Here is a 13,419-nt window from a genome sequence, read left to right on the forward strand (position 1 = left end):
TCGTCGCCGCGCAGATCGTGATGGACAGCACCCTCAAGCGTCATCACCTCTAAAACCAACGCATCCGATGCAAGACTGCTTACTGGGTCCGCCAACCAAGGCGTCAGTATTTCACTGGTCGTCACAACGATATCCGCTTCCTCCAAGGCCGCCGCTTGGGACGGGCGCAACGCATAGGAATGTGGCGAGGCCGTCGGTTCGATCAGTAAATCAGGTGTACCAACACCCTTCATGACTTGCGCGACAAGCGAATGAAGCGGCGCAATATCGGCAACCACGCGCGGCGCATCGGCCCAAGCGGTCGGCGCAAGAAATGTCGCAAAAAGGGCAGGCGAGAATTTTAGCATGGCGTGTCATCTTTCCGTTGGCAATGTCATGCATTTGTTATATCATAACGTTAATCGTCAAGCCTGATATGGCATAAAATCGGAATTAAAATGGATCCCATCGGATTTTCCTCACACGATCACGCGGGTTGCATTGCAGGCAATCTTGCCAGGATCGAAGCGCGCTGCAAGCAGGCCAAGCTGCAATTGACGCCCGTGCGTCGCCGCGTGTTAGAGATACTTTTGCAAGACCACCGCGCGCTTGGGGCCTATGATATTCTGGATCGCTTGCGCGATGAGGGTCTAGGCTCTCAACCTCCCGTAGCCTATCGCGCCTTGGATTTTCTGGTCAAACACGGTTTCGCCCACAAGATCGAGCGCATGAATGCGTTCGTTGCTTGCGCGCACCCCGGCGAGGACCACGCACCCGCGTTCCTGATCTGCCGCAAATGCGATATGGTGGTCGAAGCGCAAACAGAACCCGCACGTGGGCAACTTGGCTCTAGTGCGAAACTCGCAGGGTTTCTCATTGAACGCGCCGTGGTCGAGGCCGAAGGTGTCTGCCTCAATTGCGCGGAAGGGCCACAATCATGAGCCTCATTCGCGCCAAGGGCTTAAGTGTGCGCCACGGCAAAACGACGGTTTTACAAAACGTCACACTAAACATTGCCGCGGGCGAGATCGTCACAATCGTCGGTCCCAATGGTTCAGGCAAATCCACACTTCTACGCGCGCTCATTGGCGCAGTTGAAACCCACCAAGGTGAGATCATCCAAAAAGATGGATTGCGCATCGGCTACGTTCCGCAAAAATTGCATATTGGTCCAACGCTGCCGATAACGGTCGAGCGCTTTCTTTCGCTCCTGTGCAAAGTCGCGCCAAAGGCCGCAAAATCCGCACTTGACCAGGCCGGCGCAAGCACACTCATGCAGCGCCAAATGTCGGACCTCTCAGGTGGGCAATTCCAACGCGTCTTGCTTGCTCGTGCGTTGCTCGGAAATCCTGAACTACTGATCCTTGATGAGGCCACCCAAGGGTTAGACCAATCCGGTTCCGCCACCTTCTATCGTCAAATCGAAGAATTGCGCACGTCCCTTGGCTGCGCGGTCCTTATGGTCAGCCATGAATTGCACGTCGTCATGGCCGCCTCCGATCGCGTGATCTGCTTGAACGGCCATGTGTGCTGCGAAGGCGCGCCCGAAGTCGTTGCCAGCGCCCCAGAATATCGCGCATTGTTCGGGTCTGGCACACAGGGCGCGCTTGCGCTCTATCGTCACGATCACGACCACCACCACCACGCGCATGACCACAAACACGAGGACGCATGATGAATTTCCTTGATAGCTTCCTCATGCGCGCCGCCCTCGCGGGCCTCGGTGTCGCCCTCGCCGCCGCCCCACTTGGATGTTTCGTCGTCTGGCGCCGCATGGCCTATTTCGGCGAAGCGACCGCACATGCCTCCATCCTCGGTATCGCCCTCGCACTGTCTTTTTCAACGTCGATCTTTGCAGGCGTCCTTGTCGTCGCGCTCCTGATGGGTTGGACCGTTTCTGTCTTTTCAGGACGCGGATATGCGATGGACACACTGCTTGGTGTCATCGCACATTCCGCCCTCGCCATCGGCCTTGTCGCGGTATCGCTCCTCCAAGGGGTACGCATTGATTTGAACGCATATTTGTTCGGCGACATCCTCGCGGTATCTCGCGTCGATCTTGCAATCATCTGGGGCGGTGCCTTGCTTGTCATCGCTCTATTATGCTGGCGTTGGAATGCGCTGTTGACCGCCACCCTTAGCCCCGACTTGGCCTACGCCGCGGGCATCGATCCACGCCGTGAACAAATGGTGCTGACCATCGCGCTGGCCCTTGTCGTAGCAGTGGCGATCAAAGTCGTTGGCGTGCTTCTTATCGCTGCCCTGCTCATCATTCCCGCCGCCGCTGCACGCCCGTTTGCAAATACGCCTGAACGCATGGCCTATCTCGCCGCAGGCATCGGTGCATTTTCTGCAATCGGCGGCCTCCAATTGGCGTTCCTATACGACACACCAACAGGCCCCACGATTATCTGCCTCGCTGCTACCTGCTTCGCTCTCACCAGTATCTTGACCCTTCTGCGTGGATCAAACTCATGATCGACATCGACCACTTGCGCACATGGGAAACCCGAACAGAGGACCGCGACGATCTAATCGCGACTTTCCCGTCCAACGCACTCGCGGCCAGTCTGGACCGAGATGATCCCCTATATGAAATCGGCGACCCACTCCCCCCGCTTTGGCATTGGCTGCACTTTTTACCGATCCACAAATTGCAAGACAGCGGCTATGATGGTCACGCAGCACTTGGCACGTTCCTGCCACCCGTCCCGCTGCCCCGTCGCATGTGGGCTGGCAGCCGCCTGACGTTTCACGCGCCGATGAAAATTGGGCAACATCTGACCAAACGCTCTACAATCAAAAGCGTATCGCACAAGTCTGGGCGCAGCGGAGATTTGGTTTTCGTTACCGTCCAGCACGACGTATATGATCGCGACGCACAGTGCCTAAGCGAAGAACATGACATCGTTTATCGTGCCGCGGCAGCGAAAGACGCACCTCCACTCGTACCAACGCAAGCCCCAGTACACAGTGATTTTTCTAGAAAAATCGAACCCGATCCGATCCTTCTGTTTCGCTATTCAGCGCTCACGTTCAACGGTCATCGCATCCACTACGATCATCCGTTTTGCATCGAGACCGAAGGCTACGACGGCCTCGTCGTCCATGGCCCACTCCTTGCGACTTTGATGCTCGACCTGCTGCGTCGCGAAATGCCAGACGCACATGTCAGCGCTTTTGAGTTCCGCGCACACGCATCCATTTTCGACACCCACAACTTTTCTATCCACGGCCAACCTAACCCGGACGACACAATCCACCTTTGGATCCAACGTCACGATGGGGCCCTCGCCATGGACGGTAAAGCGACCCTAGGACCAAACCCATGACCGATAAATTCCAAGACATCCGCGACGCAATCCGCGCCCTTTGTGCTGAATTTTCGCCTGAATATCACCGCAAGATCGACTTTGAACGCGGCTACCCCGAAGCCTTTGTCGACGCGCTCACCAAAGCCGGTTGGATGGCAGCCCTGATTCCCGAAGAATACGGCGGTTCCGGCCTTGGCCTGACAGAGGCAAGCGTGATCATGGAAGAGATCAATCGCTCCGGGGGTAACTCTGGCGCGTGTCATGGACAGATGTACAATATGGGCACGTTGCTGCGCCACGGCTCGGCCGCGCAGAAGGCCAAGTATTTGCCACGCATCGCCTCAGGTGAGCTGCGTCTACAAAGCATGGGCGTGACCGAACCAACCACAGGAACCGACACGACCAAGATTAAAACTAAGGCTGAAAGGCGTGGCGATAAATATGTGATCAACGGTCAAAAGGTCTGGATATCACGCGTTCAGCATTCTGATCTGATGATCCTCTTAGCGCGCACAACGCCCCTTGCTGAGGTCACGAAAAAGTCGCTTGGAATGTCCATCTTCATCGTCGATCTGCGCGACGCGATTGGCAACGGTCTGGACGTAAAGCCCATCCCCAACATGGTGAACCACGAAACCAACGAACTGTTCTTCGACAATCTCGAAATCCCCGCTGAAAATCTGATTGGCGAGGAAGGGATGGGCTTCAAATATATCCTCGACGGATTGAACGCCGAACGTGCGTTGATCGCAGCGGAATGTATCGGCGACGGCTATTGGTTCACGGAAAAAGTGACTGAGTATGCCAAGACGCGCGAAGTGTTTGGCCGTCCCATCGGACAAAACCAAGGCGTGCAATTCCCTATCGCAGAAGCGCATATCGAAATCGAAGCCGCCAACCTAATGCGCTTTGAAGCCTGTAGTTTGTATGACGCGGGCGAACCTTGCGGCGCACAGGCGAATATGGCGAAATACCTCGCCGCCAAAGCAAGCTGGGAAGCCGCCAACGCCTGCATCCAGTTCCACGGTGGTTTCGGGTTTGCATCTGAATACGATGTCGAACGTAAATTCCGCGAAACGCGCCTGTACCAAGTCGCGCCGATCTCGACCAACCTAATCCTGTCCTACGTGGCCGAGCACATGCTTGGCCTGCCGAGGTCATTTTAGATGTTGCCGCTCGACGGCATCACCGTGATCGCGTTGGAACACGCGGTTGCGGCCCCCTTTGCCACACGCCAGCTTGCGGACCTCGGGGCGCGCGTCATCAAAGTCGAACGCCCCAAGACGGGCGACTTCGCACGTGGTTACGACACCCGCGCACGCGGCATGTCTTCACATTTCGTGTGGACCAATCGCTCGAAAGAAAGCCTGACGCTCGACCTCAAATCCGCAGAGGGCATGGGCATTCTAAAGGACTTGCTAAAAGACGCAGATGTCCTCGTTCAAAACCTCGCCCCCGGTGGCGCAGATCGCATGGGTCTCAACTTTGAAATGCTCCACGCAGATCACCCCAAACTGACCGTCTGCAATATCTCCGGCTACGGTCCCGATGGCCCCGAAACCGACCGCAAGGCCTATGATCTTTTGGTACAGGCTGAAGCGGGGTTTCTGTCAATCACAGGCACTGACGCCAAGCCCAGCAAAGCAGGTGTATCCGTCGCCGATATCGCTGCTGGAATGTACGCCTACACCAATATCCTCGCCGCGCTTTTGCAACGTGGCAAGACCGGCAAAGGGTCAGCGATCAACATTTCCATGCTAGAAGCGCTGGCGGAATGGATCGGCTACCCGATGTATTACGCAACTGACGGCGCAGAACCACCTACCCGCGCGGGTGCATCCCATGCGACGATCTTTCCCTATGGCCCGTTCTTTGCGGGCGACGGAAAAGAGGTCATGCTTGGCCTTCAAAACGATCGCGAATGGGCCACCTTCTGCCGTGACATCCTTGATGCACCCACTTTGGAAACCGACCCGCGCTTTAGCACCAACCAAGCGCGCTCCAGCCACAAGCTCGAACTCACCGCGATCATTCTGTCGGTCTTCTCCAAATGGACGTCAGAGGAGGTCATCGCCAAACTTTCCGCCGCTGGCATCGCCAATGCGCGCATGAACGATATGGCAGGCCTTTGGGCGCATCCCCAGCTAAAGGCGCGTAACCGTTGGCGCGAAGTGGACACGCCCGTTGGCCCCATGCCCGCACTCTTGCCCCCCGGCGGGCTTGGCGATGCGGAACCTCGCATGGATGCCATTCCAAATGTTGGACAACATACGCGTGCGATCCTGGCAGATTTGGGGATGGACTCGGGCCAGATTGACGCGCTTATTAAGCGCGGAATTGTCTAGGGAATGGAATATGGCGAAACTGAAAACCACAGCCGCAGAAATGGTCGCAAAAGCGCGCTCTGGAATTCGCGAGATCGAAACACCTGATTTGATCGAAATGGTCGGCGACGAAAACGTGGTCATCGTCGATATCCGTGACGTGCGCGAACGCCAGCGCGGTGGGTTTATCCCTGGCAGTTTTCACGCCCCACGCGGAATGATCGAATTCTGGATCGACCCAGCCAGCCCCTACTTCAAGCCCATCTTTGGCGAGGACAAGAAATTCATCTTCCACTGCGCCTCAGGCTGGCGATCCGCCCTCACTGTGCAAACCTTGCAAAACATGGGCTTTGACGCCGCACATCTGCGCGAAGGTTTTTCCACATGGCAGGCCCAAGGCGGCCCCGTTGAAAAACCCGAATGAACACCTATCGCGCCCTTCAAAAATCCAGCTACGACGTCGTCATAATCGGCGGCGCTATGATGGGATCATCGACCGCTTGGTTCCTTACTGAGAACCCCGACTTCAACGGGTCCGTGTTGGTTGTCGAGATGGACAGCAGCTACATCAACTCGTCCACCGCACATACGAATTCCTGCATGCGCCAGCAGTTCTCGAACAAACTGAACGTACGGATTTCCCAATTCGCTGCTGATTTCGTCAAGAACCTGCGCGGCTACATGGACGGCGACACGCGCGTGCCTGAACTGGACATCCAGAACTACGGTTACATGTATTTGGCCGACAACGACGGCTTTGCCGATGTGCTGCGGTCTAACCAAAAGACCCAAGTAGCTGCGGGTGCCGAAACTCAGCTACTAACACCCGAAGAGATCAAAGCGCGCTATCCATTTTATAACGTGGATGATGTGATGCTCGGCTCTATCAACCTCAAAGACGAAGGCTATTGGGACGGGGGCACCGTGTTCGATTGGTGGCGTCGCTCTGCCAAGGATCGTGGCGTGGAATACGTGACCAACCGTGCCGTCGCGATGGATGTGCAGGGCAGCAAGGTCCAATCCATCACGCTGGAAACGGGCGAGGTCATCGCTTGCGGTCAGGTCGTAAACACATCAGGCCCACGTGCCGCCGAAACCGCACGCATGGCTGGCATCGACTTACCCGTTGAGCCGCGCAAACGCTTCACTTGGATCTTCAGCGCTGAACAACCACTTGATCAAGACCTACCCCTGACCATTGACCCCTCTGGCGTTCACTTTCGCCAAGACGGCCCCAAGACGTATCTTGCAGGCGGCGCACCTAATCCAGAAGATGACATCGCCGTCGATCCAACCGATTTCAACATGGATCACAGCCGCTGGGAAAATCATATCTGGCCGATCATCGCGACACGCATTCCTCAGTTCGAGGCGATCAAAGTCGTCACCGAATGGACAGGCCACTACGCGTTCAACACACTAGATCAAAACGCAGTCCTTGGCCCCCATCCAGAGATCACAAATTTCGTCTTCCTGAACGGCTTCTCCGGCCACGGATTACAACAAAGCCCCGCAATGGGCCGCGCGACAGCTGAATGGCTGACGCACGGCGCATACCGCTCGCTTGATATGTCGTCCTTCGGGTTTGAACGCATCTTGGCGGGACGCCCGTTTGAAGAAAAGGCAATCATCTAATGGCACCTAAATTAAAGAAACTCGTCCTGACTGGCGCCGCTGGCCGGCTTGGATCGTACCTGCGGGAACCCTTAGCCAAGATGTGCGATGAATTGGTCTCTAGCGATCTGGCGGCTGACATCGGCACGCTTTATGCGCGCGAAACCTATGTGCGCGCCGATCTTAGCGATCTAGCCGCGATGGAAGCGCTGACCAAAGACGCAGATATGATCGCCCACTTCGGCGCGATTGGTGATGAGGCCGCGTTTGACGCAATCCTGCAATCCAACATCGTGGGCGCTTACAACATCTGGGAAGCCGCGCATCACAATAGCGTGCGCCGCATCATCTACGCGTCTTCGATCCACGCAGTCGGCATGTATCCCAAGACAGACTTCATCGGCACCGATGTGCCCCACCGCCCCGACACCTACTACGGCCTTGCCAAGTGTTTCGCCGAAGACCTCGCGCAGATGTTTTGGGACAAACGCGGGCTTGAGGCAGTCTGCTTACGCATCCTCAGCTGCGCAAAGGTAAGCAGCGCGCGCGGTCGGTTCATGGCTTAGCTATGATGACCTGATCCAACTCGTACAGCGCTCCATTGATACGCCCTTCACGGGGTTCACAATTGCCTACGGTGTGTCCGACAATGATCGTGCACCTGTGGATAACGCAAAAGCGTCCTTCCTCGGATACCGTCCAAAAGACAACGCTGAACAGTTTGCCGATGAAATGTTCGCACAAGACGGCCCACTTGATCCAGCCGACCCCAGCCATATGTGCCACGGCGGCCCTTTCGCATCCGTTCCCCTTGGAAACAGCGGGCAAGCGACAATGAATATCGAGGACGATACCAAGAAAAATTGATCCTCCAAGATAGTGAAAATCTTAAATACTGCGACACTGCATACAACGGTATACTATAGACGACTCTGTTCTGTTCCACTAAGGACACCTCAAATCATGCCCATTCTTATGCAAGAGGTTTTCCATGTCAGATCACAACACGCCAGATATCATCTATACACGGGTTGACGAAGCCCCCGAACTCGCCTCTGCGTCGTTCCTGCCGATCATCCAGAAATTCGCATCCGCTGCGGGCGTATCTGTTGGCACCAAAGACATCTCGCTTGCAGGTCGTATCCTTGCAACCTTCCCAGAACATCTGGCAGAGGCCCAGCGCCAGCCTGACGATCTGGCTGAACTTGGCCAATTGGTAAAAACGCCCCAAGCCAACGTAATCAAACTACCAAACATCTCTGCCTCTGTCCCCCAGTTGGTCGCGGCCGTAAAAGAACTCCAGTCCCAAGGCTACGGCCTGCCAGATTATCCAGAGACACCAGCGACGGACGCCGAAAAAGCGATCCGCACGAAATACGACACGCTCAAGGGCTCTGCTGTGAACCCCGTCCTGCGCGAAGGCAACTCTGATCGCCGCGCCGCAAAGGCCGTCAAAAGCTACGCACAAAACAACCCGCATCGCATGGGCGAATGGACGGCTGACAGCAAAACACGCGTGTCTTCCATGTCCGGTGGTGATTTCTTTTCTAACGAAACATCCGTGACACTGGCAAAAGAAGCCACCGCCAAGATCGTTCTGGAAACAGCAACAGGCGAAACGGTTCTGAAAGAGGGTCTAACCTACCCAACGGGCACCGTCGTTGACGCAACGTTCATGAGTGCAGCCAAGCTAGACGCCTTTCTTGCAGAAGAAATCGCCAGCACGACAGCGGACGGCACGCTCTTCTCGCTCCACATGAAAGCAACCATGATGAAGGTCTCCGACCCGATCATCTTTGGTCACGCTGTTAAAGTCTTCCTCAAGCCCGTGTTCGATCTGTTCGGCGCTGAAATGGCCGACCTTGGTGTGAACCCGAATTCTGGCATGGGTGACCTGCTCAAGCGTGTGAAAGACCAGCCAGCAATCATGTCCGCAATCGACGCCTGCATGAAAAAGCGCCCACCACTTTACATGGTTGATAGCGACAAAGGCATCACCAACTTGCACGTTCCCTCCGACGTGATCATCGACGCCTCCATGCCTGCGCTGATCCGTGCTGGCGGCAAAGGTTGGGGTCCAGATGGATCTGAATCCGATGCGAACTGCGTGATTCCTGACAATTCATACGCACCAGTTTATGATGAAACCGTTAAGTTCTTCAAAGAGAACGGCAAGCTGAACCCAGCGACAGCCGGCACAGTCCAGAACATCGGCCTGATGGCGCAAAAGGCCGAAGAATACGGCTCACACCCGACAACGTTCGAAATGCCCACTGGCGGCACGGTCAAAATGATCCTCGACGACGGCACGGTCCTGCACCAACACAAAGTCGAAGAGAACGACATCTGGCGTTCCGCATCTGCGCGCAAAGCCCCTATCGAAGACTGGGTGAACCTCGCCATTGCACGTCAAAAGGCCGAGGGCTGTGAAGCCATCTTCTGGCTCGACGCAGATCGCGCACACGACGCTGAATTGATCGCCTACGTCAAACCAATCCTTGCGGCCCAAGGCGTTGCGGACAAGTTTCAGATCATGGCCCCACGCGCAGCAACACGCGCATCCTTGGAAACGATCACAAAGGGTGAAAACTCCATCGCGATCACAGGCAACGTGCTGCGCGACTACCTGACAGATCTGTTCCCAATCCTAGAACTCGCAACGTCTGCCAAGATGCTGTCCATCGTAAAGCTGATGCAGGGTGGCGGTCTGTTTGAAACAGGCGCGGGCGGCTCTGCCCCCAAGCACGTTCAGCAATTGATGGAAGAAAACCACCTGCGCTGGGACAGCCTTGGCGAATTCTGCGCCCTTGGAGAAAGCCTTCAATTCCTTGCGGATGCACGTTCTAACGAAAAAGCGCGCGTCTTGGGCCAAGCGGTCGACACGGCCACACAAGGCATCTTGGATGACAACCGTTCCCCATCGCGCAAAGTGGGCGAACCTGACAACCGCGACAGCCACTACTGGTTCGCACGCTACTGGGCAGACGCACTTGCTATGCAAAATAGCGATGCAGAGCTGGCGGCTTACTTCGCACCCATTGCCAAAGCCCTTGCAGACGGCGAAGCAGCAATCCTATCCGAACTGGCAGCAGCCCAAGGCCCTGCCGTTGATCTAGGTGGATACTACCACGGCGACGCGGCAAAGACGGCCGCTGTGATGCGCGCATCCGCAACGCTAAACGCGATCATCGGATAACAAACAAATAAACACTGGCCGCGCTCTTCACCACAGCGCGGCCATTTTCAACTAAGGTGCACCACAGGCAACTTACGCGCTGCGAGCGCGCTGAATACTAACATCCCCCCCGCCACGAACAAACACAGCGCAAGACCGCCAAGTTGATAGCTTAGGCCCGACAGAACCGTGCCTAACAGCCGACCGCTGGCGTTCGCCATGTAGTAAAATCCGACATCCATCGTTACACGCTCAGCTGTCGTAAACCGCAGGATCAGATACGAATGCAGCGCCGAATTCAGCGCAAACAACGCCCCGAAAAGGAAAAGGCCAACGATCAAAACCGGCGTCAGGTTTGCAAGATCAAGCCAAACCAATGCACCTAGAACAATTGGAACAAGCGCCAGCACTCCCGCCAAACCAGACGCACTTTGCACTGGCAACTGCGACAACACCCTTGGTGCGAACCCTTGCACAATCCCATAAAAGATCACCCAAAGCGCCATGAAACTCCCGATCAAAAAGAACGCGGCTTTGTTACTTTCCTCGCTCCCGTCCGACCAAATCGCATAGAAATAAATCGGGATACCAACGACGAACCACACATCCCGCGCACCAAACAGAAAGACACGGGCAAGGCTTAGCCAATTGACGTTTGCATCGGTCGAAAACACTGCGCTGAATTTTGTACCCTTGATACCCGTCGGCAAGCCGCCAGGCATGTTCCAAGCGACCCCTGTAAACACCAAGGCAAGCGCCACAGCCATCCCCAGCAGCGCACCTTCAAATCCCCAGACCGCCAACAAAGTTGCGCCCAAAAGAAAGCCCAAACCCTTCACGGCATTCTTGGACCCCGTCAGAACCGCGACCCACTTGAACAGCGCGTCGCCCTCCGAGGGGGCAAGCAGTTTCACCGCCGATTTGCTGCTCATCTTCGCCAAATCCTTGGCCACGCCAGACAGCCCCTGCACGCACATGACGAACGCCACTGACGCGAACGTGCCCCACGCAGAGTCAAGCTGCGTCAAAGCTAGCAGCGCTACGATCTGCAAACCAAGCCCCGCGTACAGCGTCGCGCTCAACCCAAATCGCAAGGCAAGCCATCCCGCACACAGGTTGGTCACGACCCCTGTGATCTCGTACAGAACAAATAGATAGGCCAATTGAACAGGCGAAAAGCCAAGCGCATGAAAGTGCAACAACACCAACATGCGCAAAGCGCCGTCCGTCAACATAAACGCCCAATATGCGGCAGTTACGGCAAGGTAGGCCGCAAATCCCGCAGGGCGCGTCACAGGGCGTCACCGACCATGCGTGCCACATCAACCAAACGGTGCGCATAGCCCCACTCATTGTCGTACCACGCATAGATTTTGACCTGCGTGCCGTTGATCACCATCGTGGAGGGCGCATCAACGATACTGCTGCGCGCGTCATTCACGTAGTCAGCCGACACTAAGGGGCGCGTCTCATATCCAAGGATCCCCTTCAGCGAACCGTGCTCGGACGCGGCCTTGAAAAAGGCGTTCACTTCTTCAGCCGTCGTCTCACGTGCGACCTCGAACACACAATCGGTCAAGGACGCGTTCAGTAAAGGAACACGCACCGCATGGCCATTCAGTTTGCCCGTCAATTCTGGGTAAATCAGCATGATCGCAGTCGCTGAACCCGTTGTCGTCGGAATCAAGGAATTCAAAGCAGAGCGCGCACGGCGCAGGTCCTTCGCAGGGCGATCCACGATAGTCTGCGTATTGGTCACGTCATGAATGGTGGTGATAGAACCGTGCTTGATCCCAAGGTTTTCATGAATAACTTTCACAACTGGCGCGAGACAGTTTGTCGTGCAAGAGGCCGCGGTAATGATGCGATGTACATCAGGATCGTATGTGTCGTCATTCACACCAAATACGATGTTCGCCGCACTGTCTTCTTTGACAGGAGCAGAGACGATGACTTTGGTCACACCCGCTGCGAAATACGACGCAAGCTTGGCCTCGGTTTTGAAGGCACCTGTGCAATCGATCACGACATCGACGCCATCCAGCGGAAGCTCATCTAGGGCGCGCGTATTACACAGTGGCAGGCGGGCACCATCAATCGTGATGCTATCCTTGTCGTATGAAAAATCAGCCTTCCAACGCCCATGAACAGTGTCAAACTCCAACAAATGCGCATGCATTTCAGGATCGCCAATCGCATCATTGAGGAACGCAATCTTTGCGCCGCTTTCGATAAGTGGTCTTAATGCAAGCTTTCCGATACGGCCCAAACCGTTGATGGCATATGTGGTCATGTGAAATCTCCTGCGAGCGGCATAGCTGATATGTGTAACAATTTTACGATGGGTGCGTGATATCACGCACCTTACGGGGATTCACGTGATCTTAATCGAGTTCGCGCAGAATCACCCCATGTCAAATTATCGCCGCCCCCAGACACCTGGGGCCACCATCTTTTTCACTGTCAGCCTCCGCGCCCAAGGGTCAAACCTTTTGCTGCAAGAGATCACCCTCTTGCGCAGCGCTGTGCAAAGAACCCTGCGCGAACGTCCTGTCACGGTGAATGCATGGGCCGTTCTGCCAGATCACATGCATTGCATCTGGACACTACCCGCAGAGGATCATGATTTTTCAACACGCTGGCGCATTATCAAAGCACGCTTTTCTCGTGGGCTCCCAAAGGGGCCGCGAACAAGCAGCCAGATCAAACGCCAAGAGCGCGGCATTTGGCACCGCAGGTTTTGGGAACATCACATTCGCAGCAAAGTCGATTTCGACGCGCATATGGAACATTGCTGGTTGGATCCCGTACGCCACGGCCTTGTTCAAAAGCCAGAGCATTGGGAATTCACGTCATTCGCAAAAATGCGACGCGCAAGCGTGGCTTAAGGTGCGTTATATCACGCACCCCTCAAGCTCAATCAGTCCATCTTAAGCGCGGAAATAAACGCTTCCTGGGGGATATCCACCTTGCCGAATTGACGCATCTTCTTCTTACCCGCTTTTTGCTTTTC

The 13,419-nt window shown here is 55.6% G+C and carries 14 protein-coding genes and 1 pseudogene; 11 read left to right on the top strand and 4 right to left on the bottom strand.

The annotated features are described in order from the left end of the window. A partial coding sequence (locus tag QZ279_RS09930; RefSeq protein WP_293450385.1) for a zinc ABC transporter substrate-binding protein occupies positions 1-347 on the bottom strand: 347 nt, incomplete at its 3' end. 90 nt (positions 348-437) lie between these two features. On the opposite strand from QZ279_RS09930, the gene QZ279_RS09935 reads away from it, so the two are divergent. The 10 genes and pseudogenes from QZ279_RS09935 (at position 438) to QZ279_RS09980 (ending at position 10,427) form a co-directional block, all read left to right on the top strand. Beyond that, the gene (locus QZ279_RS09935; RefSeq protein WP_293450387.1) at positions 438-920 is read left to right on the top strand and encodes a Fur family transcriptional regulator; all 483 of its coding nucleotides are present in this window, start codon (positions 438-440) and stop codon (positions 918-920) included. After that, entirely contained in the window at positions 917-1,654 is a 738-nt protein-coding gene (locus QZ279_RS09940; protein WP_293450389.1) for a metal ABC transporter ATP-binding protein, read from the top strand. The genes QZ279_RS09935 and QZ279_RS09940 overlap by 4 nt, the downstream gene beginning before the upstream one ends. Beyond that, the gene (locus tag QZ279_RS09945; protein ID WP_293450409.1) at positions 1,654-2,457 is read left to right on the top strand and encodes a metal ABC transporter permease; all 804 of its coding nucleotides are present in this window, start codon (positions 1,654-1,656) and stop codon (positions 2,455-2,457) included. Before QZ279_RS09940 ends, QZ279_RS09945 begins: the two co-directional genes overlap by 1 nt. Next, on the top strand, positions 2,454-3,311 hold the full coding sequence (locus QZ279_RS09950; RefSeq protein ID WP_293450391.1) for a MaoC family dehydratase N-terminal domain-containing protein: 858 nt from the start codon (positions 2,454-2,456) through the stop codon (positions 3,309-3,311). Before QZ279_RS09945 ends, QZ279_RS09950 begins: the two co-directional genes overlap by 4 nt. Beyond that, on the top strand, positions 3,308-4,459 hold the full coding sequence (locus QZ279_RS09955; RefSeq protein WP_293450393.1) for an acyl-CoA dehydrogenase family protein: 1,152 nt from the start codon (positions 3,308-3,310) through the stop codon (positions 4,457-4,459). The genes QZ279_RS09950 and QZ279_RS09955 overlap by 4 nt, the downstream gene beginning before the upstream one ends. Beyond that, positions 4,460-5,638, top strand: coding sequence for a CaiB/BaiF CoA-transferase family protein (locus QZ279_RS09960; protein WP_293450395.1), 1,179 nt, complete (start codon positions 4,460-4,462; stop codon positions 5,636-5,638). It begins immediately after the preceding gene. A 10-nt stretch (positions 5,639-5,648) separates the two neighbouring features. Next, the gene (locus tag QZ279_RS09965; protein ID WP_293450397.1) at positions 5,649-6,041 is read left to right on the top strand and encodes a rhodanese-like domain-containing protein; all 393 of its coding nucleotides are present in this window, start codon (positions 5,649-5,651) and stop codon (positions 6,039-6,041) included. Beyond that, positions 6,038-7,252: an FAD-binding oxidoreductase gene (locus tag QZ279_RS09970; RefSeq protein WP_293450399.1), complete on the top strand. Its 1,215-nt coding sequence runs from the start codon at positions 6,038-6,040 to the stop codon at positions 7,250-7,252. Before QZ279_RS09965 ends, QZ279_RS09970 begins: the two co-directional genes overlap by 4 nt. Beyond that, a pseudogene (locus QZ279_RS09975) lies at positions 7,252-8,098 on the top strand (NAD(P)-dependent oxidoreductase). Before QZ279_RS09970 ends, QZ279_RS09975 begins: the two are co-directional and overlap by 1 nt. A 124-nt stretch (positions 8,099-8,222) precedes the next feature. Then, positions 8,223-10,427, top strand: a complete 2,205-nt coding sequence (locus tag QZ279_RS09980; protein ID WP_293450401.1) for an NADP-dependent isocitrate dehydrogenase — start codon at positions 8,223-8,225, stop codon at positions 10,425-10,427. A gap of 47 nt (positions 10,428-10,474) precedes the next feature. Here the strand turns inward: QZ279_RS09980 and arsJ are convergent, their stop codons facing one another. Further along, positions 10,475-11,701 carry an organoarsenical effux MFS transporter ArsJ gene (arsJ, locus tag QZ279_RS09985; protein ID WP_293450403.1) on the bottom strand — a complete coding sequence of 409 codons (1,227 nt, stop codon included), beginning with the start codon at positions 11,699-11,701 and terminating at the stop codon, positions 10,475-10,477. After that, complete coding sequence (locus QZ279_RS09990) at positions 11,698-12,699, bottom strand: ArsJ-associated glyceraldehyde-3-phosphate dehydrogenase (protein ID WP_293450405.1); 1,002 nt, start codon at positions 12,697-12,699, stop codon at positions 11,698-11,700. Before QZ279_RS09990 ends, arsJ begins: the two co-directional genes overlap by 4 nt. 118 nt (positions 12,700-12,817) lie before the next feature. On the opposite strand from QZ279_RS09990, the gene QZ279_RS09995 reads away from it, so the two are divergent. After that, complete coding sequence (locus QZ279_RS09995) at positions 12,818-13,294, top strand: transposase (RefSeq protein WP_293450407.1); 477 nt, start codon at positions 12,818-12,820, stop codon at positions 13,292-13,294. Positions 13,295-13,326: 32 nt separating this feature from the next. On the opposite strand, the gene QZ279_RS10000 is transcribed toward QZ279_RS09995, so the two are convergent. Then, on the bottom strand, positions 13,327-13,419 hold a 93-nt coding region (locus QZ279_RS10000; RefSeq protein ID WP_293450411.1), incomplete at its 5' end, for a hypothetical protein.

Origin of the sequence: Planktotalea sp., from assembly GCF_018607965.1 — a bacterium.
Taxonomy (GTDB): Bacteria; Pseudomonadota; Alphaproteobacteria; order Rhodobacterales; family Rhodobacteraceae; genus Planktotalea.

What these genes read in the sequence shown, in the direction of transcription:
- QZ279_RS09935 (WP_293450387.1), top strand. Translation starts at nt 438, where the DNA reads ATGGATCCCATCGGATTTTCCTCACACGATCACGCGGGTTGCATTGCA.
- QZ279_RS09940 (WP_293450389.1), top strand. Translation starts at nt 917, where the DNA reads ATGAGCCTCATTCGCGCCAAGGGCTTAAGTGTGCGCCACGGCAAAACG.
- QZ279_RS09945 (WP_293450409.1), top strand. Translation starts at nt 1,654, where the DNA reads ATGAATTTCCTTGATAGCTTCCTCATGCGCGCCGCCCTCGCGGGCCTC.
- QZ279_RS09950 (WP_293450391.1), top strand. Translation starts at nt 2,454, where the DNA reads ATGATCGACATCGACCACTTGCGCACATGGGAAACCCGAACAGAGGAC.
- QZ279_RS09955 (WP_293450393.1), top strand. Translation starts at nt 3,308, where the DNA reads ATGACCGATAAATTCCAAGACATCCGCGACGCAATCCGCGCCCTTTGT.
- QZ279_RS09960 (WP_293450395.1), top strand. Translation starts at nt 4,460, where the DNA reads ATGTTGCCGCTCGACGGCATCACCGTGATCGCGTTGGAACACGCGGTT.
- QZ279_RS09965 (WP_293450397.1), top strand. Translation starts at nt 5,649, where the DNA reads ATGGCGAAACTGAAAACCACAGCCGCAGAAATGGTCGCAAAAGCGCGC.
- QZ279_RS09970 (WP_293450399.1), top strand. Translation starts at nt 6,038, where the DNA reads ATGAACACCTATCGCGCCCTTCAAAAATCCAGCTACGACGTCGTCATA.
- QZ279_RS09980 (WP_293450401.1), top strand. Translation starts at nt 8,223, where the DNA reads ATGTCAGATCACAACACGCCAGATATCATCTATACACGGGTTGACGAA.
- QZ279_RS09990 (WP_293450405.1), bottom strand. Translation starts at nt 12,699, where the DNA reads ATGACCACATATGCCATCAACGGTTTGGGCCGTATCGGAAAGCTTGCA.
- QZ279_RS09995 (WP_293450407.1), top strand. Translation starts at nt 12,818, where the DNA reads ATGTCAAATTATCGCCGCCCCCAGACACCTGGGGCCACCATCTTTTTC.